At 75.9% G+C, this 25019-nt stretch carries 20 protein-coding genes; 8 read left to right on the top strand and 12 right to left on the bottom strand.

Annotated elements, in window-relative coordinates; all coding sequences use genetic code 11:
• Positions 1–22: 22 nt before the first annotated feature.
• Together BLS21_RS08870 and BLS21_RS08865 are read right to left on the bottom strand one after the other, a co-directional pair.
• On the bottom strand, positions 23–1000 hold the full coding sequence (locus tag BLS21_RS08870; protein WP_217636059.1) for a bacteriorhodopsin: 978 nt from the start codon (positions 998–1000) through the stop codon (positions 23–25).
• A 338-nt stretch (positions 1001–1338) separates the two neighbouring features.
• Positions 1339–2031 carry a maleylpyruvate isomerase family mycothiol-dependent enzyme gene (locus tag BLS21_RS08865; RefSeq protein WP_175479512.1) on the bottom strand — a complete coding sequence of 231 codons (693 nt, stop codon included), beginning with the start codon at positions 2029–2031 and terminating at the stop codon, positions 1339–1341.
• A 198-nt stretch (positions 2032–2229) separates the two neighbouring features.
• Here BLS21_RS08865 and BLS21_RS08860 point away from each other — a divergent pair, with 198 nt between their 5' ends.
• Together BLS21_RS08860 and BLS21_RS08855 are read left to right on the top strand one after the other, a co-directional pair.
• Positions 2230–2613, top strand: a complete 384-nt coding sequence (locus BLS21_RS08860; protein ID WP_091216662.1) for a PaaI family thioesterase — start codon at positions 2230–2232, stop codon at positions 2611–2613.
• 211 nt (positions 2614–2824) lie between these two features.
• Positions 2825–4195, top strand: coding sequence for an FAD-binding oxidoreductase (locus BLS21_RS08855; RefSeq protein ID WP_091216660.1), 1371 nt, complete (start codon positions 2825–2827; stop codon positions 4193–4195).
• Between the two features lie 60 nt (positions 4196–4255).
• On the opposite strand, the gene BLS21_RS08850 is transcribed toward BLS21_RS08855, so the two are convergent.
• The 9 genes from BLS21_RS08850 to BLS21_RS08815 form a co-directional block, all read right to left on the bottom strand.
• On the bottom strand, positions 4256–4489 hold the full coding sequence (locus BLS21_RS08850) for a hypothetical protein (protein ID WP_091216657.1): 234 nt from the start codon (positions 4487–4489) through the stop codon (positions 4256–4258).
• Positions 4490–4652: 163 nt separating this feature from the next.
• Positions 4653–5075: a hypothetical protein gene (locus tag BLS21_RS08845; protein ID WP_091216654.1), complete on the bottom strand. Its 423-nt coding sequence runs from the start codon at positions 5073–5075 to the stop codon at positions 4653–4655.
• A gap of 172 nt (positions 5076–5247) precedes the next feature.
• Complete coding sequence (locus tag BLS21_RS08840; protein ID WP_091216652.1) at positions 5248–6219, bottom strand: hypothetical protein; 972 nt, start codon at positions 6217–6219, stop codon at positions 5248–5250.
• 153 nt (positions 6220–6372) lie between these two features.
• The gene (locus tag BLS21_RS25095; RefSeq protein WP_175479511.1) at positions 6373–6546 is read right to left on the bottom strand and encodes a hypothetical protein; all 174 of its coding nucleotides are present in this window, start codon (positions 6544–6546) and stop codon (positions 6373–6375) included.
• 125 nt (positions 6547–6671) lie between these two features.
• On the bottom strand, positions 6672–7136 hold the full coding sequence (locus tag BLS21_RS08835; RefSeq protein WP_091216649.1) for an NUDIX hydrolase: 465 nt from the start codon (positions 7134–7136) through the stop codon (positions 6672–6674).
• 151 nt (positions 7137–7287) lie between these two features.
• Positions 7288–7788 carry an LppU/SCO3897 family protein gene (locus BLS21_RS08830; protein WP_091216646.1) on the bottom strand — a complete coding sequence of 167 codons (501 nt, stop codon included), beginning with the start codon at positions 7786–7788 and terminating at the stop codon, positions 7288–7290.
• A 76-nt stretch (positions 7789–7864) separates the two neighbouring features.
• Entirely contained in the window at positions 7865–8659 is a 795-nt protein-coding gene (locus BLS21_RS08825; RefSeq protein ID WP_091216643.1) for an enoyl-CoA hydratase/isomerase family protein, read from the bottom strand.
• Positions 8660–8671: 12 nt separating this feature from the next.
• Positions 8672–10996, bottom strand: coding sequence for a transketolase-like TK C-terminal-containing protein (locus BLS21_RS08820; RefSeq protein WP_091216641.1), 2325 nt, complete (start codon positions 10994–10996; stop codon positions 8672–8674).
• 194 nt (positions 10997–11190) lie between these two features.
• Positions 11191–11748, bottom strand: a complete 558-nt coding sequence (locus BLS21_RS08815) for a hypothetical protein (protein ID WP_091216638.1) — start codon at positions 11746–11748, stop codon at positions 11191–11193.
• Between the two features lie 234 nt (positions 11749–11982).
• Between BLS21_RS08815 and BLS21_RS08810 the strand changes: the two genes are divergently transcribed.
• The 6 genes from BLS21_RS08810 (at position 11983) to BLS21_RS25085 (ending at position 22675) form a co-directional block, all read left to right on the top strand.
• On the top strand, positions 11983–18051 hold the full coding sequence (locus BLS21_RS08810; protein ID WP_091216635.1) for a DUF4011 domain-containing protein: 6069 nt from the start codon (positions 11983–11985) through the stop codon (positions 18049–18051).
• Between the two features lie 220 nt (positions 18052–18271).
• Positions 18272–19375, top strand: coding sequence for a serine/threonine-protein kinase (locus BLS21_RS08805; RefSeq protein WP_175479510.1), 1104 nt, complete (start codon positions 18272–18274; stop codon positions 19373–19375).
• A gap of 43 nt (positions 19376–19418) precedes the next feature.
• Positions 19419–19556 (top strand): hypothetical protein, encoded by a 138-nt coding sequence (locus BLS21_RS25090; protein ID WP_175479509.1) that lies wholly within the window; start codon positions 19419–19421, stop codon positions 19554–19556.
• Positions 19557–19558: 2 nt separating this feature from the next.
• Complete coding sequence (locus BLS21_RS08800) at positions 19559–20728, top strand: TRAFAC clade GTPase domain-containing protein (RefSeq protein WP_091216629.1); 1170 nt, start codon at positions 19559–19561, stop codon at positions 20726–20728.
• Entirely contained in the window at positions 20725–22389 is a 1665-nt protein-coding gene (locus tag BLS21_RS08795; RefSeq protein WP_139177070.1) for a GAP1-N2 domain-containing protein, read from the top strand. Before BLS21_RS08800 ends, BLS21_RS08795 begins: the two co-directional genes overlap by 4 nt.
• A 115-nt stretch (positions 22390–22504) precedes the next feature.
• Positions 22505–22675 carry a hypothetical protein gene (locus tag BLS21_RS25085; protein ID WP_175479508.1) on the top strand — a complete coding sequence of 57 codons (171 nt, stop codon included), beginning with the start codon at positions 22505–22507 and terminating at the stop codon, positions 22673–22675.
• Positions 22676–22791: 116 nt separating this feature from the next.
• Here the strand turns inward: BLS21_RS25085 and BLS21_RS08790 are convergent, their stop codons facing one another.
• On the bottom strand, positions 22792–25011 hold the full coding sequence (locus BLS21_RS08790) for a SpoIIE family protein phosphatase (protein ID WP_091216624.1): 2220 nt from the start codon (positions 25009–25011) through the stop codon (positions 22792–22794).
• Positions 25012–25019 lie beyond the last annotated feature (8 nt).

The following is a 25019-nucleotide window of genomic DNA, read 5'->3' as shown; positions in this document are numbered from 1 at the left end:
TCTGCAGGCGCGGAGGCCTGCTTCAGGCGTCCCCGCGGCGGCGGCCGGCGGCGCGGGCAACCGCGTCGGACCGCTGGAGGACCGGCCCGCCCGGGGCGGCGCCGAGCCGGTCGAGCACCGCCGGGGCGACCCGCCCGACCTCGGGCAGCACGCCGTCGCTCTTGTGCACGTTGCTCGACCACACCGGTTCGGGGTGGGTGTCGACCCCGGCCGCGATGTCCTCGGCGGTGCGCAGCTTGGCGACCTTGTGCACGAGGACGCCGAAGCCGATCTTGGCCACGACGTCGGCCGCGGAGTAGCCGACCTGCATGGCGGTGAACCAGGCGGGGGTGACGTCGGCGAAGACGGGCACCGCATAGACCAGCGGGTAGACCCCGAAGCTGCTCAGCAGCACGATCGTCGCGTTCCGCAGGCTCACGGCCGCTTCGGGGCCCATCGTCGGCAGCGACCGGCGCACCGCACCGATGAGCGCGACGTAGAGGTAGCCGAAGAAGGCGGTGCTGATCAGGCCCCACACGAGCAGGGCGGTCCGGTCCCGCCCCTGGTCGAGCACCTGGGCACCGAGGTAGCCGGTGACGATCATCAGGAACGCCGCGGCCATGGTGCTGGAGCGCAGCCGGCGGGCGGCGGACCCGGCGACCGAGCAGACGGCCAGCAGCTCGACGGTCAGCAGGGGCACCGTGATCGACCAGTCGATGTAGCGGGTGCCCTCCGTCGTCCGCGCCTCCTCGGTCGGCACGTACACGCCGTCCTCGAGGCGGAAGCCGCTGTCCCAGTCCTGGTACAGCAGCGCGTAGGCGACCGTCGCCACCGCGGCGAGGCAGAGGGCCGCGTACGACGAGGGCCGGTACCGCGCGGAGACCTCGTCCCGGCTGGTCAGCGAGTACAGGAAGTAGGCCAGCAGCGCGAAGCCCGCGCCGAGGATCGCGAACTGCACCACGTCGTAGAGGCCCAGCGGCATGGTCTGCAGTTCGGGAACGGGCGGCTCGGTCGGGTCCACGGACCACTCCGGAGGGTCGGGGGCGGGCGGGCCCGTGCCCGGTACCCGGGCGAGCGCGGAGTGCAACCGCGGGTCCGCGCGGTCGGAGGGAGGTGTCCGACGCCCCCGTGACGCCGGACGCACCGCAGTCTACGAGACCGTGAGGTTCAGGTATCCGCGGCCGCGAGCAGCTGCCCGGCCGGCCGCAGGCACCACCGCGGCTCCGGTGGCTGTGCGCTCGACGTGGTCCCCGACCGCGCCGGGACCACACCCGGCGCACGACGACGGGACAGGCGGACGGCGGGAGCCCGCCCCGGGAGGGCAGCCCGCCGCAGGGCCGAGCGGGGACGGCGTGTGCCTCACATCCAGCGGGGCAGGGCCGGCAGGTCGCCGTCCGCGGTGAGCTCCTCCCCACGGCTGCGCCCGGTGAGCCAGCCGGTGACCGCCGGCAGCGACCCGGAGACGGCGACCGCGCCGCTGCCCCACTCGCGGTCGCCGGCGAAGACGACGACGTCGGGCGTCTCGCCGCGGCGCTCCCACGAGGCGAGCACCTCCTCGCAGATCGCGGCCTGCACCCCCTCGTCGACGTCGGCGAAGCCCACGCCGGCGTCGAGGTCGACGGCGTGCACGACCACCTCGATGCAGCGCATCCACGGCACCTCGGTGGCCGGCACCTCGCGGCCGTGCAGGGTGCGCACCGGCGCGGCCCACGCCCCCCCCGGCAACCCGCGGACGGCGTCGGCGAAGCGGGCGGTGGCGGCGACCAGCTCGGTGCGCAGCCGCGGCGCGTCGAGCGCGGCGGTCTCGGCGATGCCCGCGTCGCGGGCCTCCCGCGAGGGGTACATGGGCGTCTCGGTCCCGGTGCGCGCCCAGGTCAGCAGGTTGCCCAGCGCGTCGGCGTTGCGGGCGACGTGGGCCACCACGTGCTGGCGGTCCCAGCCGGGCAGCAGCGAGGCCGCGTCGAGCTCCTCGTCGGTCAGCCGGCCCAGTGCGGTGGCGAACAACCGCTCACCGTCGGCCCACCGGTCCAGGACCTGCTGCGGTGCACTCACGAGCCCTCCTCGCTGGCGCTCGTCGGCCACGTACGCGGCACTGCTGTGCCCGTGCACGAGCTCGCGAGCTCGCTCATGTCTGCTCCTCCCGACGGCGCCGGCCGCGCCGGCGGGACGGCCCCGACGCTAGGGCCCCGGGGGCCGCGACACGAGCCCCGCCGGTGCGTCGGCGGGTGCGTGCGCGGGTAGCGCGGCGGCATGAGCGAGCAGACGAGCCCCGGTGGCTTCGCAGGACGGATCGGCGCGCAGGTCGAGGACGCCGACGACGGCGGCGCGCGGATCGCCTTCGAGGTGCGCGAGGAGCACCTGAACCCGGCGGGGACGCTGCACGGGGGCGTGGTGGCCACGCTGGTCGACACCGCGATGGGCCAGGCGGTGCGCACCACGACCGGGGACGGCGAGGTGCCGGCGACCAGCCAGCTCACCGTCACCTACCTGCGGCCGGGGCAGCCCGGCGTGCTCGTCGTGACCGGCCGGGTCCGCACCCGCGGGAAGCACCTCACCGTCTGCGAGGCCGACGTCGAGCAGGCCGGCGAGGCGGTCGCGCACGCCGTCGCCACGTTCGCCCTGCTGCAGCGCTGACGCCGACCGGCGCCGCGCCGCCGGCGCACGGTCGATGGTCCCTGTCCGCGCGGCTGCGGCGTCACTACGGTCGGCCCCGGCCGGCGACGACGGGGGCTGCGCCGGGCCAGGAGCGAGCTCCCGCAGTCCCCGGGTCGGAGGCCGCGCGCTGCTGGCCGGGCCGCACCCCCGCCGGCGTCGTCCACCGTTCCGGACGACAGCTGGAGGGTCCATGACCACGCAGGTGCCAGGCACGCTCGCCGACCGCATCCGGGGCCAGGTGATCCGGCCCGAGGACCCGGGCTACGAGGAGGCGCGGCACGTCTACAACGCCATGATCGAGGCCCGGCCGCACCTGATCGTCCGGTGCGCCGGCACCGACGACGTGGTGGCCACGGTCCGGTACGCAGCGGAGACCGGTCGCACGGTCGCCGTCCGCGGCGGCGGGCACTCCGTGCCCGGCTTCGGCACCGCGGACGACGCGGTCGTCGTCGACCTGTCGTCGATGCAGGCGGTGGACGTCGACCCGGGCGCCCGGACGGCGTCCGCGGGCGGCGGGACGACGTGGGGCCGGTTCAACGACGCGACCGCCGCCTCGGGCCTGGCCACGACCGGCGGGATCATCTCCACCACCGGAATCGGCGGGCTGACCCTCGGCGGTGGGATCGGCTACCTGTGCCGCGCCGCGGGCCTGTCCTGCGACAACCTGATCGCCGCTGAGGTGGTCACCGCCGACGGCCGGGTGGTGACCGCCGACGAGGACGAGAACGCGGACCTGTTCTGGGCGCTGCGCGGCGGCGGCGGCAACTTCGGCGTCGTCACCCGCTTCACCTACCGGCTGCACCCCGTCGAGACCATCTATGGCGGGCCGATGTTCTTCGAGCTCTCCGACGCGCCCGCGGTGCTGACGTTCTTCCGCGAGTTCATCCGCGACGCGCCCCGCGAGTACGGCGGCTTCCCGGCCTTCCAAATCGCCCCGCCGCTGCCGTTCGTGCCGGCGGACCGGGTCGGCGAGCCGTTCGCCGCGGTGGTGTCCTGCTACACCGGGCCGGCCGAGGAGGGCGAGCGGATCATCGACGGGCTGCGCGAGGTGGCGATGCCGGTCGCCGAGCACGTCGGGCCGATGCCCTACCCGGCGCTCAACAGCGCCTTCGACCCGCTGGTGCCACCGGGCCTGCAGCACTACTGGAAGGCCGCGTTCGTCACCGAGCTCACCGACGAGGCGATCGCCGCGCACGTCGAGCACGGCCCCCGCGTGCCGGTCGTCAACTCGACGGTGCACATCTACCCGATCAACGGGGCGGTGCACGACGTGCCGTCGGACGCGACCGCCTTCGGGCACCGGGACGCGGACTTCGCGACGGTGATCGCCGGGATGTGGCCGGACCCGGCCGACAACGAGGCCAACACCCGCTGGGTCCGCGACTACTACGCCGCGATCGCGCCGCACTCCCAGGCCGGGGGATACACGAACTTCGCCTCGGCCGACGACGCGCCGAAGGTCGCCGAGAACTACGGCGCCAACTACGCGCGGCTGCGCGAGGTCAAGCGCGCCTGGGACCCGGGCAACCTGTTCCGTCTCAACCAGAACATCGCGCCCTAGGGAGGACACGCGGAGGGGCCGGGGCCGGACGTCGTCCGGCCCCGGCCCCGGCGCAGGAACTCAGCTGCTCATGCGCGAGCGCAGCAGCGCCTTGCCCTGCTCGGCGCCCTTGCGGCTGTCGCTCTGCGCCTTGCGGAACAGGTCGGCGAGCTCGTTGTCACCGTCCCGTTCCGCGTCCTGGATGTAGGTCTCCAGCCGCAGCGCGTTGCTCAGGCACTGCTCGGTGAACCAGATGAGGTTGTAGTCCTTGTCCTTGGTGCCGGTGACGTCGCCGGTCTCCGTGGCCTGGCTCATCGCGTTCCTCCTCGACGGTTGCTCGGGCTGTCGCGCGTCGGCGCCCCGTGGCAGCTGCCGCGGACGACGCCGGCAGGGCAAGTCCAGCGGATCGGCTCGCGCAGCGGAACCGGCCCGTGCGCGCCGAGTGCCTGCTGGAACGGCCCCGCAGGAGGGTCCTCCCTCAGCGGGGGCGGGTGCCGGCGAGCTCGCGGGCGGCCGCGGCCGCGTCGGCGTCGAGCACGCGGGCGCGCTCCTGGCGCTCGATGAGCTGGTGGTAGCGGGTCCAGGCCTCCTCGGGCCGGACGTCGAGCGCCGCGGCGATCTGCTCCCAGGAGGCGCCGCCGCGCAGCGCGGCGCGGAAGCCGGTCAGCTGACTGTCGCGGGCCTTGTGCGCGACCACCTCGCCGAGCGCGAGCAGCTCCAGCGACTCGGGGACGTCGAGCGAGGTGGTGGCGGACCTGAACGAGGTCCAGTCGTCGGCGTCGACGTCCTGCGCGGTGTTCAGCGTGGTCTCCCCGCTGTCCCGCCGGGCCAGGAAGTCCAGGCGGGTGACGGCCGTCGTCAGGGAGAACTCCTGTTCGAGGGCGTCGGGTGTGATGCTCATGCGGCATCCCATCCCCGGGGTGCGCCGCAGGTCAAACGAGGTGCGACCGAGATCTCCCCGATCGGGCGAGCCCGGACCGACCGCGCCCGGACGTGCACGGGCAGCCCCTCCCCACAGCCGCGAGGGCCCGCTCCCGGGGTGGGAACGGGCCCTCGCGAGGGGTGGTGCAGCGTCACTCGGAGACGCCCACGGCCTCCTTGGCCAGCGCGGCCAGCTGCGTCTGCGTGGCGTTGACGACGCTGGTCCGGTTCTTGTGGGTCTCCTCGTAGCGGATGATCACCCGGACGTCGTGGGCGCTCTTGAGCTCCTTGACCGCCTTGATGGCGTCCTGGGTCGACAGCGAGTCGTAGCCCTTGATCGGCAGCTCGTCGGCGCTGACGTCGCCGAGCTCCTCGCGGGCGGCCTTGGCGGCGTTCGCCGCGTCCTTGTTGCCCTCGCGGCGGGCGATCCGCTCGGCCCGGCGCAGCGCGGCGCTGCGGCCGACGGTCAGCGTCTCGCGGACGGCGTCGGTGAACGAGGAGGCCTTGTCGGACGCCTCGTTCAGCCGCTCGCCGGCCTGCTCACGACGCTGGTGCACCGACTCGACGACCTCGTTGACCCGGTTGGCCCAGAAGCGGACCGGGGCGTTGGCCGCGCGGGCGGCGGTGCCGGCGACCCGCTGCAGCGCGGTGGCCTGCAGCGCGGCCGGGCCGCCCATGGCCTCCTCGGCGAGGACGACGGTCAGCCACTCGACCGTGGCCTTGTGCGCGGTGACCAGCCGCTCGGCGAGCTGGCGGACCTTCGGCAGCTCGGCCTGCTCGGCGAGCACCTTGAGGTAGGTGGCGCGGTCGAGCAGCTGGTGCTCCAGCGACAGGTCCTGCAGGAGCGCCTCCTCGAGCGGCTCGGCCTGCTCGAAGCCGGCCTTGAGGACGGCGGAGAGGCGGCCCACGGCCGGGGTCACGACGTCCGGCACGCCACCGAGGGCGCGCAGCTGGTCGGTGATGACCCGGGTCCGCTCGGCGGCGTTGTCGGCGTTCTGGGTGAGCTCACGACGCACGGCCTCGGTGCGGGCCTGCGAGACGCGGGTGCGGGCGACCTGCTCCTCGGTCTGGGTCAGCAGGACGAGGGCGCGGAGCTGGTTGATGATCTTGGCGTTGTCGGTCATGACTTGGGGAACTCCAGACATCGGGGATGACCTGACGTCTGGAGTCTTGCCCACGATCGCCCGCCTGCTAACTCCTGCAAGCGCAGTGCTTGCTGTGAACCGCATCACGACACGTCGACGGGTCGACGTGTCGACTGGGGTGGACGGGTCGGCTCAGCGCGCGGGGACGGCGGGCTTCGACGGGCGGTCCAAGCGGAGCACCGGCTGGGTGAGCTCGTCGGCCAGCGGCGTCCGGGGCCGCGCCGGGGCCACCGGGACCACCGCGCCGCAGCCGACGCAGAACCGGCCCGCCTGACGGGCCGCACCGCACTTCGCACACGCCGACATCGGCGTCCTCCTCGTCCTCGGAAGTCCGGCGACTTCGCTCGGCCGGGAGCCTGCCAGGACGGCGGCCTGCTCCGGGGCGGTGTGGGACGGGTGGGACGAGCTGTCGTCCAACCGTTGCGCGACGATCACGCGAGCAGGTCGAGCAGCCGGTCGAGCAGCGGCACCTGGCCCGTCACCAGCTTCTCGCGGGCCTCGTCGACGGTCAGCCAGGCGGCGCGGTCGATCTCGGGGAACTCCTGCACGCGGCCCGAGCGCGGCGGCCACTCCAGGGAGAAGGTGTTGCTGACCGCGGCCGCCGCGTCGAGGTCGCCTTCCGCGGCCCAGGCGGTGAGCCGCTTGCCGCCGGACTGGCGGACCTCTCCGAGCGGCACCAGGTCGGTGACCGGTGCCGGGGAACCCAGCTCCTCGGCGAACTCGCGCAGGGCGACGTCCCGCGGCTCCTCGTCCGGGCCGTGCTCCCCCTTGGGGATCGACCAGGCGCCGGCGTCCTTGCGCGCCCAGAACGGCCCGCCCATGTGCCCGACGAGCACCTCCACGCCGCGCTCGGGGTGGCGCCGGTAGAGCAACAGCCCCGCACTGGTCCTCGGCATCCCGCCCCCTCCCCTCCGAGACCTCAACCCCTGCGTACAGGAGGGAGCAGAGGCTGAGCTCGTCCACCCTTGCTCCCAGGGGTAAGCAGGGGCTGAGCTCGTCCACCCCTGCTTCCAGGAGTAAGCAGAGGCTGAGCTCGCGGAGAGGTGGCTACAGGCCGCCGGCCCCGGTCGGCTCGGCGCAGAAGACCGTGCCGGGCTCGGTCTCCAGCCCGCCGATCCACAGCGCGACCTCGGTCGACTCGAAGCCGGTGCAGACGTCGGGGTCGGCCATGAACGCGGGGTAGTCCATCTCCTCGTCCTCGATCCCGACGACGCGGTACTCCGCGTCGGACGAACCGCAGTCGACGACATCGAAGCTGGTGGCCCCAACCATCTGCACGCAGTCGTCGACCTCGGGGTCGCCCCAGCCCAGCCAGCCGCCCAGGGAGCCCAGGCCCACGACGCCGGCCACGGCGATCGGCGCGCCCACCCGCAGCCACGTCTTCGCCCTGCCGGGCGCCGAGCCGGGCACCGAGTAGGCGCCGTCCTGCAGCGGGATCCAGGCACCCGGCTGCTGCGGCGGGGCCCAGGGCCCCTGGGGAGCCGGGACGGGCTGGGCCGGGTCGGGCCGGGGGCCGACGGGGCCGGCGCCCGGGTCGGTGGAGGTCATGGTCGCTTCCGTGGATGGGGCCGTCAGTGGTCCCGCAGACTCCGGCTCCCGGCCGCGGGCAGGCGGGCGGAGGGAGTCAGCGCCCGCTCCACCGGGGGGCGCGCTTCTCGCGCTGCGCGGCGATGCCCTCCTTGCGGTCCTCGGACAGGTACGGGTTCGGGCCGACGTCCAGCCGCAGCGCCTGCCACAGCGGCAGCTCCAGGCCCTTGACCGCGGTCGCCTTCATCCGGCGCACCGACACCGGGGCGTTGGCGGCGATCGCGTCGGCCAGCCCGAGCGCGGTGGGCAGCACGTCGTCCGCCGGCACGAGGCGGTTGACCAGTCCCCACCGCTCGGCGACCTCGCTGCTCACGTACTCGCCGGTGTAGAGCAGCTCCAGGGCGATGCCCATGGGGATCCGCTTGGGCAGGACGACGGAGCCGAAGTTGGCGCCCATGCCGATCTTCGCCTCGGGCAGCCCCATGCGGACGCCGGGCGCGACGACCCGCAGGTCGCAGGCCAGCGCCAGCTCGAACCCGCCGGCCACGGCGGCACCGGCGATCGCCGCGACCACCGGCACCGGGACCTCGGTCACCACCTCGAACAGCGCGCGGGTGGGCCGGTCCATGGGCGGGCGGAAGCGCTCGCCGCGGCGGTCCAGCTCGCGGATCTCGTCGAGGTCGAACCCGGCGCAGAACGCCGGCCCGTTGGCGGCGAGGACGACCGCGCGGACGTCGCCGTCCTCCCCGCAGCGCAGCAGCTCCTCGACCAGGTCGGCCTGCAGCGCGCTGGACAGCGCGTTGCGGCGCTCCGGCCGGTCCAGGGTGAGCACGCGGACGTGCCCCCGCGCCTCCACGACGAGTCCGGACTCCCGGCGCTGCGCGTCAGCCATGCCGGCAGCCTCTCAGTCGACCAGGTCCAGGGCGGCCCCGACGATCGAGTCGACGTCGAGGCCGTGGTGCCGGTAGACGCTCTCCAGGTCGCCGCTCTGCCCGAAGGCCGTGACGCCCAGGTGGGTGGCCGGCACGCCCCGGACGCCGGCCAGGAACGCCAGCGTGTGCGGGTGCCCGTCCAGGAGCGTGACCATGGGCGCCGCCCGCTCCGCCGCGAACACGCTGTCGAGCACCCAGACCGAGGCCTCGTCGAGCCCACGACGGCCCTGCAGCGCCCGGAACAGCAGGCCGGGGCTGGTCACGCACACCACGTCGGCCCCGAGACCCAGTGCCTCCAGGCGCTCGGCGGCGGCGAGCGCCTCGGGCACCAGGGCACCCATGGCCGCGAGGGTCACCACCGGCCGGGCGGACCGGCGCAGCGGGTAGGCGCCGGCGACGACCTGCCTGCGGCGCCGCTCGCGTGCGGCCGGGTCGGCCGGGACGGCGGCCAGGGCCTGGTCCACCGGCCGGGTGGACAACCGCAGGTAGGCCGAGGACCCGCCGGGCCGGCCCAGCTGGGACAGCGCGGCGAGCAGGCACCACTCGGTGTCGAGGGCGAACGCCGGCTCGTAGCTGGTGCAGCCGGGCTGCTCCAGCCCGAGGGACGGCGTGGTGATCGACTGGTGCGCACCGCCCTCGGGGGCCAGCGTCACGCCCGACGGCGTCCCGACGAGGATCGACTGCCCGCCCGCGTAGATGCCGAACGACCACGGCTCCAGCGCCCGCTCGACGAACGGGTCGTAGAGCACGCCGATCGGCAGCAGCGGCTGCCCCCAGCGGCTCCAGGTCGCGCCGAGCTCGCCGATGGCGCCGACCAGGTTGGTCTCGGCGATGCCCAGCTCGATGTGCTGGCCGGAGGGGCGTTCCCGCCAGTGCAGGATCGTCTCGGCGTCGTCGGCGAACCAGTTGCGCCGGTCCTCGTGCGACCAGACTCCGACCTTGTTCACCCAGCCGCCGAGGTTGGTCGAGGAGCTGACGTCGGGGCTGACCGTGACCACCCGCCGGCCCACCTCGGGCGCCGCGCGGTTGAGGTCGAGCAGGGTGCGGCCCAGCGCCGCCTGCGTGGTCGCCGTCCCCGACGGCGTGCGGCCCAGGTCGGGAGGCACCGGCGGGGCGGCCTGCGCCTCGTACGCCCGGCGGCGCAGCCGCTGCGCGGCGTCGCGCAGCAGCCGGGCCGCGTCGCCGTCGGCCGGGAGGCCCGCCCACGGGTCGGCGGGGTCGGCGCCCACCCGGGCGGCGAGCTCGTGCAGCTGCGCCTCGGTCAGCAGGGCCGAGTGGTTCTGCGGGTGGCCCTCGGTCGCCAGCCCGTACCCCTTGAGCGTGTAGGCGAGGACCACCGTCGGGCGGGTGTCGTCGATCTGCGCGAAGGCGGCGCGGAGGGCGGCGGGGTCGTGCCCGCCGAGGTTGCGGACCGCGGCGCGCAGGTCGGCGTCCGGCAGGTCGGCGATCAGCGCGGCGATGTCGGCCGCACCCGGGCCCTCCCCCGGCAGCAGCCGGCGCAGGTCGGCGGGGTCGTGGCGCAGCAGCCGCTGGTACTCGGGGTTGGACATCGCGTCGATCCGGTCGCGCAGCGCCGCGCCGCCGGGCCGGGCGAACAGCTCCTCGAGCAGGCGGCCGTACTTCACGGTGAGCACCTGCCAGCCGGCCGCGGCGAACATCCCCTGCAGCCGGGTCGCGCCCATCATCGGGACGACGCGGTCCAGCGACTGCCGGTTGAGGTCGACCACCCACACGACCTCGCCGAGCTCGGCCACCATCGGGTCGAGCACGGCCTCCCAGACCGCGCCCTCGTCGAGCTCGGCGTCCCCGACCAGCGACCACTGCCGGCCGGTGCCGCCCGCGCCGAGCTGGGTGTTGACGTAGCGGCGGGCGATGGCGCCCCAGATCGGCGCGGTCGCCCCGATGCCGACGCTGCCGGTCGAGTAGTCGGCCGGCACCGGGTCCTTGAGCCGGCTGGGATAGCTCTGCAGGCCGCCGAACTCGCGCAGCGTCGTCAGATACGAGGCGTCCAGCTGGCCGAGCAGGTACTCCAGCGCGTGCAGCACCGGCGAGGCGTGCGGCTTGACCGAGACCCGGTCGTCCGCCTGCAGCTGCTCGAGCCACAGCGAGGTCATGATCGTGACCATCGAGGCGCTGGAGGCCTGGTGCCCGCCGACCTTGAGGCCGCCCGGGTTCGGGCGCACCCGGTTGGCGTGGTGGACGATCGCGGTGGCCAGCCAGAGGACGCGGTCCTCGATCTCGCGCAGGGCCCGGTCGCTGCCGGTGTCGCTGTCCGCCGGGGTGGCCGTGAGGCTCATGCCTTCCTCGCTCCTGGGTGTCGCCGGGACGGTCGCCGGGCCCGCGGACCGGCGTCACCGCAGCCGATCACGGACGGCGGCGCCGCACAATGCGCGGGGGACCGCCCCGCGGCCGGCTCGCACCCTGGCCGATGTGCAGCTGGGGCGCGTCCCGGTCACAGGACGCGCCCCAGCTGCACATCACCGGAGCCGGCTCAGGGGCACGGCTCCTCGCGCTTCACGACGCCGAGGTCGATCAACCCCTCGGCGGCCCCGGTCACCTGCTGACCGACCGGGATGTTCTGCGTGCACACCACCCAGTTCGAGTCGAGGACCTGGTTGCGCATCCCCAGGAGGTCGTGGGAGCGGCTGAGGAAGACGCCGTTGCCCTGGATGACGTTCTGCGCGGTCTGCAGGTCGAGCCCCACGAGATCCGGCATGGCGAAGTCGACGACGGGGGTGGTGGCCGTAGCCGTGGCCGTGGCCGTGGCCGGCGTCGGGACCGGGGCGGGCGTCTCGGTGACCGTCACCGTCACCGGCGCAGGTGTGGGAGCGACGGCCACCGAGCTCGGCGCCGAGGAGGAGCTGGACGACGTCGCGCTCGCCGACGCCTCCCCCGTCTCGCCTCCCGCGTTGCCGATGCCCACGCCGACCACCAGCGCTCCGGCCACCGCCCACACCGCCGGACGCTTGTGGAAGGGCTTCGTGGCGGGCGCCGGCGGGAGGGGGGCAGTGGCGAACTGGCCCGACGGGTCGTACGGCGGTTGGGTCATGGGGTCCTCCGGGATCGAGGGAGACGGTCGGGTCGCACGGCCAGGACGAGCGGTCCGGCACTGCTGGGATCGGGACCGCCGGCGCCCCACATCGGCGCGCGACCGCGGCGGTGTGACCCTCCGCAGGGGGTCCGGGGCTGCTCCGTGGTCTTTCGCGGCACACCTGTCACAGCCGTCCCAGACGCCTCGGTGACCTGAGGGGACCGTTCCGTCCGGACCGGTAGACAGGAGGCCATGAGCACCACGCACGTCCGGCCCTCCGACCCCGGCACCCGGCCGGCCGTCGCGATCCAGGCGACGTCGACGCCGGTGCTCAGCTACGCGCTGGCCCACAACCGCGTCCCGGTCGTCTCCCGCCTGGCGTTCACCAACCACGGCGCCGCGGTGCGAGGCGCGACCGTGCGGCTGGGCGTGCGCGACGCCGAGGGCCCGATCGGCAGCCCGGTCGAGCTGCTCGTCGACCTCGACGCCGGCCAGACGACGGTGCTCAGCGACGTCGGCCTGGTCATGGACCCCGCCGCGATGCTGCAGATCGAGGAGCAGCGGCCCGGCTCGATCGAGATCGACCTGCTCGTGGACGGCGAGGACGTCGGCGGCACCGCCGTCCCGGTGCAGGTGCTGGCCGCCAACCAGTGGCTGGCCACCCCCGTGCCGCTGGCGCTGGAGATGCTCGCGGCGCACGTGCTGCCCAACCACCCGTCGGTGACCACGCTCATCGGCGAGGCCGCCGACCTGCTGGAGGCGCGCACCGGCAGCGGGTCGGTGCAGGGCTACCAGTCCGGCCCCGAGCGGGTCGACGAGATCGTCGCCGCGCTCACCGAGGCGATGCAGCGCCGCGCCATCCGCTACACCGAGCCCCCGGCCTCGTGGGCCGACGTCGGGCAGAAGGTGCGCACCCCCGGCGACGTCCTCGACGGGCGGGTCGGCACCTGCCTGGACACCGTCGTCACGCTGGCCGCCGCGTTGGAGCAGGCCGGCGTCCGGCCGCTGCTGTGGGTGGCGGAGGGCCACGCCTTCCTCGGGTACTGGCGCGAGGAGCGCAGCGCCGAGAGCGTCGCCACCACCGACGTCGCCCCGCTGGTCAACCTCGTCGACCTCGGCCTGATCCGGCTGGTCGAGACCACGCTGCTCACCAGCCGCGGCTCGGCCGGCGCCGACCTGCACGCCCCCGCCTACAGCGCCTGGCTGGCCGGCGCCGGCGACCTCGACCGGGTCCTGGGCGTCACCGACGTCCACCGCGCCCGGCGCGACGGCATCGTGCCGCTGCCGGCCCGCACCCGCGGCCGGGACGGCGCGGTGCAGGTCGTCGAGTACCGGCCGGCGGTGCACAGCGTCGCGGCGCGGCCGGTCGAGCGGGCACCGGGGGCGGGCGGGTCGTCGGCACAGTCCGGCCGCCCGGAGATCCCGGCCCGCGTGCAGCAGTGGAAGAACAGCCTGCTGGACCTCTCGCTGCGCAACCGGCTGATCAACTACAGCGAGCGGGCCGGCCTGCCGCTGACCGTGCCGGCGTCCCACCTGGCCGCGCTGGAGGACCTGCTGCACAGCGGCACCGCCGTCCAGCTGCTCCCCGACGACCGGATCGCCGCCGTGCACCGCGAGCGCGGCCTGGCCGCCGCGCGCGACCTGCCCGACGCGCTGCTGGCCGAGGTGCTCGTCGAGCGCCGGGCGGTGCACGCCCAGGTCAGCGAGGGCGGCTACCTGCCGCGGCTGCGCAACCTCGCCTACCGGGCCAAGACGGTGCGCGAGGAGACCGGCGCCAACAACCTGTACCTGGCCCTCGGCAGCCTCGTGTGGGAGCTCGACGGGCGGCCGCTGCGCTCCCCGCTGGTGCTGGTGCCGGTCACCCTCACCCCGACCAGCCGCAACGGCGTCTACCGGCTGGCGCTCGACGACACCGGGTCGAGCACCCCGAACTACTGCCTGCTGGAGAAGCTGCGGCAGGTGCACGGCCTCGCCGTCCCGGGGCTGACCGAGCCCGGCGAGGACGGCGCGGGCATCGATCTGGACAAGGCGCTGCAGGCGATGCGCCAGGCGCTGGCCGAGGCCGGGCTGCCGCACCGGGTCGAGGCCACCGCCGACCTCGCCGTCCTCCAGTTCGCCAAGTACCGGCTCTGGAAGGACCTCGACGAGCACTGGGCCGACCTCACCGCCAACCCGCTGGTGCACCACCTCGTGCACCGCCCCACGGAGGCGTTCGTCGACCCGGTCCCCGACACCGCGGGCGCCACCGACCTCGACGAGCTGGCCGCCGCCTGCCCGGTACCCGCGGACGCCTCGCAGCTGCGCGCGGTCGCCGAGGCCGCCGCGGGGCGCACCTTCGTGCTCGAGGGCCCGCCCGGCACCGGCAAGTCGCAGACGATCACCAACCTGCTCACCCGCGCGGTCGCCGACGGCAAGCGGGTGCTCTTCGTCGCCGAGAAGCGCGCGGCCCTGGACGTCGTCGCGCGGCGGCTGGAGGCCGTGGGCATGGGCCCGTTCGCGCTCGACCTGCACGACAAGGGCGCCAAGGCCTCGGTGGTGCGCGCCCAGGTGCAGGCCGCGCTGGAGCACGCGGTCGCCGTCGACGACGAGGGCCTGACCGCCGACTCCGACGACCTGCGCTCGGCCCGCCGCACCCTGGCCCGCTACGCCGAGCGGCTGCACGCCGAGAACGCCGCCGGGCTGTCGTACTACACGGCACGGACGGCGACGCTGGCCCGGCGCGACGGCGTCCCGAGCCTGCCGGTCTCCCCCGCGTTCGTGGCCGCCGCCTCGGCCGAGACGCTCACCGCGGTCCGCCGCGCGCTGGCGCTGCTGCCCGACATCGCCGACCTGGTGCGCCCCTCTCCGCGGCACGCGTGGGCGTTCGTGGACACCGCGCGGGTCGACCTGCTCGCCGCCCAGCAGGCCGCCGCCGCCGTCGACCAGGCCGTCCGCGACCTGCCCAGCGAGCCGCACCTGGCCCGGGTGCTGCGCGAGGTCCGCACGCCCGCGGACCTCGACGCGCTGGCCCACCTGCTCTGCGGCCCGGCGACGACGCTCGACGTCCTCGACGAGGTGCCGACCGAGCGCTGGAACGTGGCGACGACGACCGTGCTGGGCGAGGTCGCGGCGTTCTCCGGCGCCGTCCACCCCGGGATGGAGCTGGCCACCCCGGCCGCGCTGGAGCTGCCGCTCGCCGACCTCTACGTCGCCGCGCAGACCGCGCAGGCCGGCCGGTTCCTGGCCCGCCGCGCGGGGCTGCGGGCCGTCCGCGACCAGCTGCAGCCGGTGCTGCGGCCGGGCGTGAAGGTCGGGCTCGGCGACGTCCCGGAGCTGACCGCGCAGCTGTGGCGGCTGCAGACGGCCGCGCAGGGCATCGTCGCCCGCGCCTCGGTGATCCCCGGCCTGGTCGTGCCGCCCACCTGGAACCCGCTGGCCGAGCCGGAGCTGCTGGTCGGCCAGGTCGAGTGGCTGGAGCGGGCCGGCACCGCCACCGACAGCGCCAGCGAGTTCGCCGTCGCGCTGCGCCGCTGGGTCGTGCAGGGCGAGGGCCCCGACCCGACCGCCGGCGCCGCCGTCGCCCGGCTGCGCGACGCGGTCACCGCGCTGGTGAGGGTGTGCCGCAGCAACCCGCGGCGGCTGGCCGAGTGGGCCGGCGACGACGGCCTGGTGCTGCGCTGGCAGATGACCCGGCCCGAGCGCGGCGTCGAGCACACCGGGCTGATGTCGCTGCGGCGCTGGGCCGACCTGGTCGACACCCTCGAGCCGCTGCGCGCCGCCGGTCTGCACGAGGCGCGGGCGCTGCTGGTCACCGGCGAGCTGCCCGCCGAGGACGCCGTCCGGGCCTTCGAGCGCGGGCTGGCACGGGCCTCGGTCACCGAGCGCCGCGACGCGGCCGGCCTCGACGACTTCGACGCCGACGCGCACGAGCGGGCGATCACCCGGTTCACCGCCGCCTCGCGGGCGGTGCGGGCGCACCTGCGCTCGGCGCTGCCCGCCTCGGTGCTCGCCGCCCGGTCGCTCGACGGCGCCGGCGACGACGGCGAGGTCGGTGCGCTGCAGCGGGAGCTGGCCAAGGCCCGCAGCGGGCTCGGCGTGCGCGCGCTGCTGGCCCGCCACGGCCGGCTGGTGACGACGGTGATGCCGTGCGTGCTGGTCAGCCCCGACTCGGTGGCGCGGTTCTTCCCCGCGCAGGCCGGCCTGTTCGACCTGGTGGTCTTCGACGAGGCCTCGCAGATCCGGGTGGCCGACGCGGTCGGCGCGCTGGGCCGGGCGAGGGCGGCGGTCGTCGTCGGCGACAGCCGGCAGATGCCGCCGACGTCCTTCGCCGAGCCGACCTACGGCGTTCCCGACGACGACGCGGTCGAGCTGCTGGGCACCTCGGTCGAGGACGAGGAGTCGATCCTCTCCGAGTGCGTGCAGGCCCGGGTGCCGCGGCAGTGGCTGTCCTGGCACTACCGCAGCCAGGACGAGTCGCTGATCGCGTTCAGCAACGCCAACTACTACGACAACCGGCTCTCGTCGTTCCCCGCACCGACGCACGGCCGGCCCTCGGCGGACGTCGACGGCCGCGGCATCTCGCTGGTCCGGGTCAACGGCACCTTCCACCGCACCGGCGCCGGGCGGCTGCTGCGCACCAACCCGATGGAGGCCAAGGCGGTCGTGGCGGAGGTGCGCCGCCGCTGCGACGCCTCCCCGGACGCGCTGCCCTCGATCGGCGTGGTGACCTTCAACGCCCAGCAGCGGGCCTACATCGAGGGCCTGCTCCGCGACGCCGGCGACGAGCGGCTGGTCGAGGCGCTGGACCGCACCGACGGCGAGGGGCTGTTCGTCAAGAACCTGGAGAACGTGCAGGGCGACGAGCGCGACGTCGTGCTGTTCTCCACCGGCTTCAGCGTCGACGACCGCGGCGTGCTGCCGCTGAACTTCGGCCCGCTCAACCGGGTCGGCGGCGAGCGGCGGCTCAACGTGGCGGTCACCCGCGCCCGCCGGCAGGTCGTCGTCGTGTCCTCGTTCGACCCCGCGCAGCTGCGTGCCGAGCAGACCTCGTCGGTCGGCGTGAAGCACCTGCGCGCCTACCTCGACCTGGCCGCGCTCGGCACCGACGCGCTGCCGCGCGAGGCCCGGCCGGTCGCCGTCCCGGACCGGCACCGCGAGGAGATCGCCGCGGCGCTGCGCGACCGGGGCCTGAGCGTGCGCACCGACGTCGGCCTCTCGGACTTCCGCGTCGACCTGTCGGTGGCCCGGACCGAGACGCCCGACGAGCCGGTGATGGCCGTGCTGCTCGACGGCCCGGCGTGGGCCCGGCGGCGCACGGTCGGCGACCGCGACGGCCTGCCGGTCGAGGTGCTGTCGGGGATGCTCGGCTGGCCCGCCGTCGAGCGGGTCTGGCTCCCGACCTGGCTGCGCGACCGCGAGGCCGTGCTCGACCGGCTGGTCGCCGCCGTCGCGGCGGTGCCGGTCCCCGCGCGGGCGCCGGCTCCTCCGGCTCCCGGCGTCCCGGGTCGGGCAACCCCGGCTCCCGCCGTCCCGGGTCCGGTCATCCCCGCTGAGATGGCCGTCCCGCCGGTGCCCGCGCCCGCCGAGCCCCCGGCGCCCGAGGTCCGCGCGGTGGTGCCGCTGCGGGCCGCGCCGCCGGCCGTGGTCGGGACCGTGGTGACCGGAGCGGCCCCTTCCGCGGAGACCGCCGTCGAGGCCCCGGCGGACCCCGCCGCGCCGGAGCCCACCCCGGCGACCCCGACCGCCGCCCGGCCGGCCCGTCGGGCGCCGCGGAAGCCCGCCGCTCCGCTGCTGGACGGCGAGACGGCGTTCTCGCCCTGGAACCCGAAGGGCGGCCTGGAGCGCAAGGCGCTCGACTCGCTGGACGACCCTCGGGCCGCCCGCACCGTGCGGCGGGTGCTGGCCGCAGGCCTCAAGGCCGAGGGCCCGGTGCACCGCGACCGGCTGGTGCGGATCGCGGCGGGCGCCTTCGGGCTGTCCCGGGTCAGCGAGGCCCGCCGCGACGCCCTGCTGCGGCTGCTGCCCGACGGCGTCGTCGACGGCGACTTCGCCTGGCCCGAGTCGCTGGACCGCGCCGGCTGGACCGGATTCCGTCGGCAGGCGTCCAGCGCGGACCGGCCCCTGGAGCACGTCGCGCCGGAGGAGGTCGGCAACGCCATGGCCGCGCTGTGCCGGGCCGCGGGCGAGGTGGCCGAGGACGAGCTGTTCGTCCGCACCGCCGAGGTCTTCGGCTACCGCCGCCGGACGCCGTCCCTGACCCCGCTGCTGCAGGCCGCGCTGACCCGGGCGCTCGACGCCGGCCGGCTGGTGCGCTCGGACTCCGGGGTGCTGACCGTCGGCTGACCGCCAGCGGCCCCGCTGCAGGGTCCCGCCGTGAGCGTGCGACCTGCGGTCCGCTGCCGACGTCTCAGGGGCGGAATGGGGGACGTCCCGGATGTCCCGGGCACCGGGGTGCCTGCACCCTGGTGGGGCCGGACGGACACCGGGCGGCCGACTCACACCTCGCTCCCAGGCAGAGGACCTAGCCTCGGCCCCACCGCCGTCGATGGGAGGCCGCACCACCGTGGACGAGGCGCTCGATCCCGCCGGAGCGGTCGCCGACCTGGCCGGGACCCGCCAGATCGGCCTGCTCGAGCCCGGGGACCCGGACCGCATCGGTCCCTACGACCTGCTCTGCCGGCTGCCGCGCGGCGGCCAGGGCGCCGACGTCTTCGTCGGGTCGGCCGGGCCGGAGGGGGCGCTGGTCGTCATCAAGCGGCTGCCCGAGGGCGCGCCGGACCTGGCCCGCAAGCGGCTGGCCCGGGAGGTGGAGAACGCCGCCCGCGTGAAGAGCTCGCGGGTGGCCAGCATCGTCGACCAGGACCTCCAGGCCGAGGCGCCCTACTACGTGCAGCAGTACGTCTCCGGGACGCCGTTGGACGAGTTCATGGCGCACCGCTCCGGGGGGCTCAACGCCGAGGAGCTGCGCCGGATCGCGATCGGGCTGCTGCGCGCGCTGCGCGACGTGCACGCCGCCGGCGTCGTCCACCGGGACGTCAAGCCGGGCAACATCATCATCTCCGGGGACGACGTGTGGCTGGTCGACTTCGGCATCAGCCGCTACATCGGCCCGGAACCGCCGTCGGGCACCGCGACCACGGGCATGGCGGCGCTGGGCACGAAGCTGTTCGCCAGCCCGGAGCAGCTGGCGGGGGCGGTGCTCACCGAGGCCAGCGACGTCTACAGCTGGGGCATGGTGATCGCCTACGCGGCCGGCGCGGTGCACCCGGTCGACCCCGACGACACGATGCCCGACTCCGACTACTACCTGGCGCTGCGGGCCGGCCGGCTGGACCTGAGCGGGGTGCCGGCCAACCTGCTCGACAGCGTGGAGAAGGCGCTGCGGTTCAACCCCGAGCGCCGCCCGACCGTGGCCCAGCTGGCCCGCCAGGTGGAGCAGCGCACCCGCTGGCTCGGCGAGACCTCGCAGATCCCCGACCCGCGGACGACGATGCGCGACCTGCGCTCCCTCGGCGCGGTCACCGAGGCGGCGCGCTACGAGCTGGCCCGGCTGGAGCGGGCGGTCGCCGACACCTGGTCCGGCTTCGCCGTGGCCGCCTCGGCGATGGTGCTGCTGGGCGTCGTCGCCGGGCTGCTGCTCGCCGTCCTGTACCACGTCGTCTTCTGACACCGTGGGCTGCGCAGGCCCCGACCCCTCGAGGAGGAGCACCGTGTCCGGGTTGTACGAGCGCGCGCTGGCCCAGCAACGGCTCGACGCGCGCCGCCAGCGGTTCCGGGAGCGCCAGCAGGTGCTGCTGGCGATCCTCGTGGTCAGCACCGTCGTCTTCTTCGCGCTGTTCGTCCGCTGACGATGCGCCGCCGCGTCTGCCCCCGCTGCCTCGAGCCCCTGACCGCGCCGGTGTGGCGGGACGCCACCGGTGCGCCGACCCGGCCGCCGGTGGAGCGCCGCACCCGCTGGCAGCGGCTGCTCGACCCGCTGCGCACCGACCCCCTGCCGGTGCCCACGGCCCGGGACGCCGCCGGCGCGGCCGCGGCCAACGTGGTGCCGACCTGCCCGCGCGGGCACCGGCTGCCGCCGGAGTACCTCGACCGGCCGACGATCGTGGTCGGCCTGGTCGGGCTGACCGGCGCCTCGAAGAGCACGTACCTGACGGTGCTCATCGACCTGCTGCACGAGGGCGCGCTGGCCCCGCTCGGCGTCTCCGTCGAGATGGACGAGGAGTCCGCCGCCCGCTTCGACGACCACCGCTACCGGCTGCTGGTGCAGCGCCAGCAGCTGCCGCTGACCCTGCCGCTGCTGGGTGAGGGCAGCTCCCCCGAGCCGTTCATGCTCGTGCTGCGCGGCACCGGCCGGAACGGCGCGGAACGCACGGTCAACCTGGTCTTCTTCGACGCCTCCGGCGAGCAGCTGTACCGCAGCGAGGACATGGGCCTCTACGGCAGGTTCCTCTACGCGGCGACCTCGCTGCTCGTCGTCCTCTCCCCCGGCGTCTTCCCGCGGCTGCGCTCGGTGGCCGACCCCGGTGAGGACTCGATGGGCCTGGCCCGGCACACGCAGATGGTGGTCAACCTGGCCAACGTGCTGCGCGCCGCCCGCAACCTGCCGCTCGACGCGCACGTGGACGACGTGGCCACCGCCGTCGTGCTCAGCAAGGCCGACAAGCTGCGCGGCGTACCGGACTTCCCGGCCGAGACGCTGCGCGACCCCGACCTGCGCGCGATGCCGCTGGCCCACTGGTTCGCCGACGTGCGCGACAACAGCTCCCGGCTGGTCGACTTCCTCGAGGTCAGCGGCGGGTCGAACCTGCTGACGGCGGTGCTGCACCGGCTGCCCCGGCCGACCGTGCACGCGGTCTCGGCCACCGGGTCCGACGCCCGGGACGGCAGCTACCCCCGGATCGCGCCGGTCGGCGTGCTCGACCCGCTGCTGGTGCTGCTGGCCCGCTCGGGCTTCCTCTCGGCGGAGGGGCTGGACCCCGAGGAGTACGGCGCGGGCCTGCGCGGCGAGTGGTCGCGGTGAGCGGCCGGGCCTGCCCGCAGGCGCTCTACACCTCGGCCAGCCGCACGCTGGAGGGGCCGGGGTTCGGCGTCTACGCGCACTCCGCGGACTGGCCGGCCGAGGTCGGCCGCACCCGCAAGGCGCTCGGCGCGCTGGTCGGCTTCCACCCCGCGGACGGCGAGGCCTACGGGGTGCTGTCCCGCGACGCGGGTCGGGTGCTGTACCGCGCGGTGGCCGCCCGCGCCGACGGCTTCGGCCGCCCCGGCAACTACCTGGTGCACCTGCTGTGGGACGAGGGCGGCCGGCTGGGCGTGCGCGAGCTGCTCGCGCTGCGCCGGGCCGGGCGGTTCCTCGACGCCCTCCCCGACGACGCCACTCCCACCGCCGACCTGCCGCCGCTGCGGGTGCCGGTCGCCGGCCGGGCCGCGCCGGCGCTCACCCCCGACGAGGTGGACGCGCTCACCCCGCCGCTGGCCGGGCTGCTGGCCACCCTCGCCGCGGGCTCGGGCAGCTGTGCGCTGCCGGTGCGGACGGCCTCGGGCCGCGAGGTGGCCGAGGTGCTCTTCGCCGTCCTGCCGCGCGCGCTCACCAGCGGCGTCTCGCTGCACACCGGCACCCGGGAGGACGTCGGCGACACCGCGCCCGTCACCGTGCGGCTCACCGACGCGCCCGCGCGGACGGCGACCGCGGCGCACGACACCGAGCGCGCCCGCACGCTGCTCGAGGCGGCGAGCAAGGGCGAACTCGCGCCGGACGAGCTGGCCGACCTGCGCCGCCTGGACGCGTGGCTGTTCGCCGACGCCTGGGCCGAGCAGGACGCCGCCGGGCTGTCGGCCGACCAGGTGGCCAGCGTGCTCGAGTCGTCGGCGGCACCGCGCTGGCTGGGGCGCGGGGGCAACGCGGCCGCCGCCCTGGACCTCGCCGCGGACAGCCCGGCCGTCGAGACGGCGTTGCGGGCGGCGGTCGACCGGTGGCCGGCGGTCGCCGAGCTGGTGCGCGGCCGGGTGCTGGCGGCGCTGCTGGACGAGGTGTTCGACGGCTCCGCGGGCCCGGCCGAGCTCGCCGTCGACGTGGCCGGCGTCGGGCAGGCCGACCTGTGCGCGGCGCTGGCCGGCGAGGTGCGCCGCGGACGTCGGATCGCCCGGCTGGACCGCGCGGCCGGCCTGCTGGTCGAGCAGGCGCTGGCCCTGGGCGTCGACCTGCCGTTGTTCCGGCTCACCGGGCAGACCTGGGAGCTGGCGCTCCTGGCCACCCGCCGCGAGGTCGTCGGCGACGCGCTGCTCGCGCAGTGGCGGTCGTCGGGTGGGTGGACGGCGGAGCACGGCGAGCTGCTGGGGCACCTGCTGGTCGCCGATCCGGGCTGGCTGGCCCGGCTGGGTGACGCCGTCCCGGTCTCGGCGCTGCCGCCGGCGCTGCGGTGGGCGGCACTGCGGATGGACGTGGCCGGGGTCGAGGAGCTGGCCGCGGCCGTCGCGACCGGGGCCGCCGCCGGGCGTGGCTGGGCGCTGCGCGAGGTGGTGTTCGGCTCGGAGCTGCCGGCGGGCGACGTCGACCAGGTGCTCGGCCGGCGCCTGGAGCTGCTGCTGGTGGACGACGGCTGGCCGCGCGAGCTGGCGCAGTCGTTCGCGCGCAGCCGCGGTGGCGACGACCCGCCCCGCCGCCGCCGTCGCCGCGGCGACTGATGACCGACACCGTTTCCCCGGCAGTCCCACCCGCCACAGCCGTCCCCGTGCGTCCCAGGCGCGTCCGGTCCGGCTCCTAGCCTCGGTGTCGACCACGCACGGAAGGACTCTCATCGTGGCCAAGCACCTGCTGGACGAGACCGCCGAGTTCACCCTCCCCACCGCCGGGCGGCACGCGGCGGACGGTGACGACGACGCCGCCGACCGGACGCAGCGGTTCGACGCCGGCGTGCGTCGCCAGCCGCCGGTCCCGGGCCGCGCGGACGCCGACGGCCGCGCTCGGTAGCGGCACGACCGCTGAGGGAGCGGGGCCGCCCCCGCGGTACTGCCTCCTCGGACGTCGACCCCTGCTTCCCGTGCGAAGCAGGGGTGGAGGTCGGGCAGGGAGCCGTCCGGCGTGGCTCAGGTGCGGCCGAGGGCGACCAGGGTGACGTCGTCGGCGTCGGCCGGGTCGAGGGCGGCGAGGACCTCGTCCAGCAGCGCCTCGGGCTCCTCGCCGGCCGCGACGGCGGCGCACAGCGCGTCCAGCCGGTCGGGCAGCGGGACGTCGCGGCGCTCCACCAGCCCGTCGCTGTAGAGCAGCAGCCGGTCCGGCCCGGCCAGCCGGAGCCGGGTCTCGGCGTACTCGACCTCGTCGAGCAGGCCCAGCGCCGGTCCCCGCCCCTCGGACAGCAGCCGCACCCGGTCGGCCGCCGCGTGCAGCACCGGCAGGTGACCGGCGTTGGCGACGGCGACCGCCCCGGTCGCCGGGTCGAGCTCGACGACGACCGCGGTGGCCATCTCCCCGGGCAGCAGCGCGGTGATCACCTCGCCCAGCCCCTGCAGCGCGGCGGCCGGGCCGCGGTCGCGCAGCAGGTGGGCGCGCAGCGCGTGCCGCAGCTGGGCGGTGACCGAGGCGGCGGCCAGCCCGTGCCCGGCGACGTCCCCCAGCACGACGGCCAGCCGACCGCTGGGCAGCGGCACCAGGTCGTACCAGTCACCGCCGACGACGTCCGCGGCGCTGGGCCGGTAGCGGGCGGCCAGCGCGACGCCGGGCACCTCCGGCAGTGCTTCGAGCAGCAGGGTGCGCTGCAGCGCCGCGGCCAGCCGGTTGTCCTCCCCGGCGCGCAGCAGCGCCGACTCGGTGAGGTGCGCGGCCAGCGCCTGCGCGGCCTCGACCTCGTGCGCACGCCACGGCGTCGCCGTCCCCCGCACCGTCTCGCGCCACGCGGCGAAGGAGCGGCGCGGGGACAGCCGCGGCCCGGCCTCGGTCTCGACCGTCTTGGGCGTGTGCGGGTTGCCGCCCCAGGTGACCTCGCGCGGGGTCTCCGGCCGGAACCAGGCCAGGAAGTCGCCGCGTCCGCCGCCGACCTCGACCGCGAGCAGCCCGCTGGCGGTGTCGGCGACGTCGGCCGCCTCGGGCACCACGCTGCCGAGCGCGTCGGTGGCCGGGCGGCCCCGGGCGAGCAGCGCGGCGACCAGCCCGGGCACCCGCTCGGCCGGCGGGGTGGTGCCGAGCAGGTGCAGCCGGCCCTCGAGGCGGACGGCGGCGCCGCAGGCGGGCAGCAGGTCCAGCACGGTCGGCGTCCCGTCGGTGAGGGCCTGCGCCGGGGTCCGCGGGGTGCGGCCGAGCGCGGCCACCAGCTCGGCCTGCCGCTGCGCCACCGCCACCACGCGGCCCTGCTCGCCGGCCTCGACCGTGGTGTGCAGCAGCAGTGAGGCGGTGCGGCCGAGGAACTCCGCGGCCACCCGGTCGGCGTAGGAGGGGCGGTGCGGGCCGCTGTAGGAGTGGCACGAGATGAGCCCCCACAGCCGGCCGCGGTTGACGAGCGACACCGACATCGAGGCGACCACGCCCATGTTGGCCAGGTACTCCAGGTGCACCGGCGAGACGCTGCGCAGCATGGCGCCGGAGAGGTCCAGCGGGCGCCCGGTGACCGGGTTGGCGGCCGGCTCCAGCGGCACCCGCCGGTAGGTCGCGTCGGGGATGAGCCGCAGCCAGTTGGTCGCGTAGAGCGCGCGGGCCTGGGCGGGGATGTCGCTGGCCGGGTAGCGCAGGCCGAGGAAGGGCTCGAGGTCCGCGCGGCGGTCCTCGGCGACCACCTCACCGTTCCAGTCGGGGTCGAAGCGGTAGACCATCACCCGGTCGAAGCCGGTGAGCGCCCGGACGTCGCGGGCCAGTGAGGCGGTCAGCTCGTCGAGGGTGCCGCTGGCCGACAGCCGCTGCAGCACCAGCGCCAGCCGGGTGTGCCAGACGGCGTCGGCCTGCTCGGCGCCGGCCAGCGGCTCCCACTCGGTGACCAGCAGGCCGTCGGCGCGGTGGAGGACGAGGTCGACCTCGGCGCCGTCGACGGTCACCCGCAGCGGGTCGACCTCGGCGAGGTCCCCGGCCAGGCCGGCGCGCAGCCGGTCGAGGTCGGCGGGCCCCAGCACGTCGGCGAGGGACGCCGGGGTCGCGCCGAGGACGTCGGCGGCGTTGGCCGAGGCGACGACGACGGCGAGGTCGGGCTCGGTGACGGCCAGCAGCGCGCCGTGCGGCTGGATCGCGCCCGGGACGGCGATCGGCTCGTCGGCGCAGCGCTGCAGGGCGTCGTCGTCGACCTCCGGGACGTCAGGGGAGGGCGTGCTCGCGATCGGCGTCATCGCCGTCC

This window comes from Geodermatophilus siccatus, assembly GCF_900103785.1.
Classification (GTDB): Bacteria; Actinomycetota; Actinomycetes; order Mycobacteriales; family Geodermatophilaceae; genus Geodermatophilus; species Geodermatophilus siccatus.
Note: the sequence above shows the minus strand (reverse complement) of the source record. Positions and strands in the feature narration are given on the sequence as shown.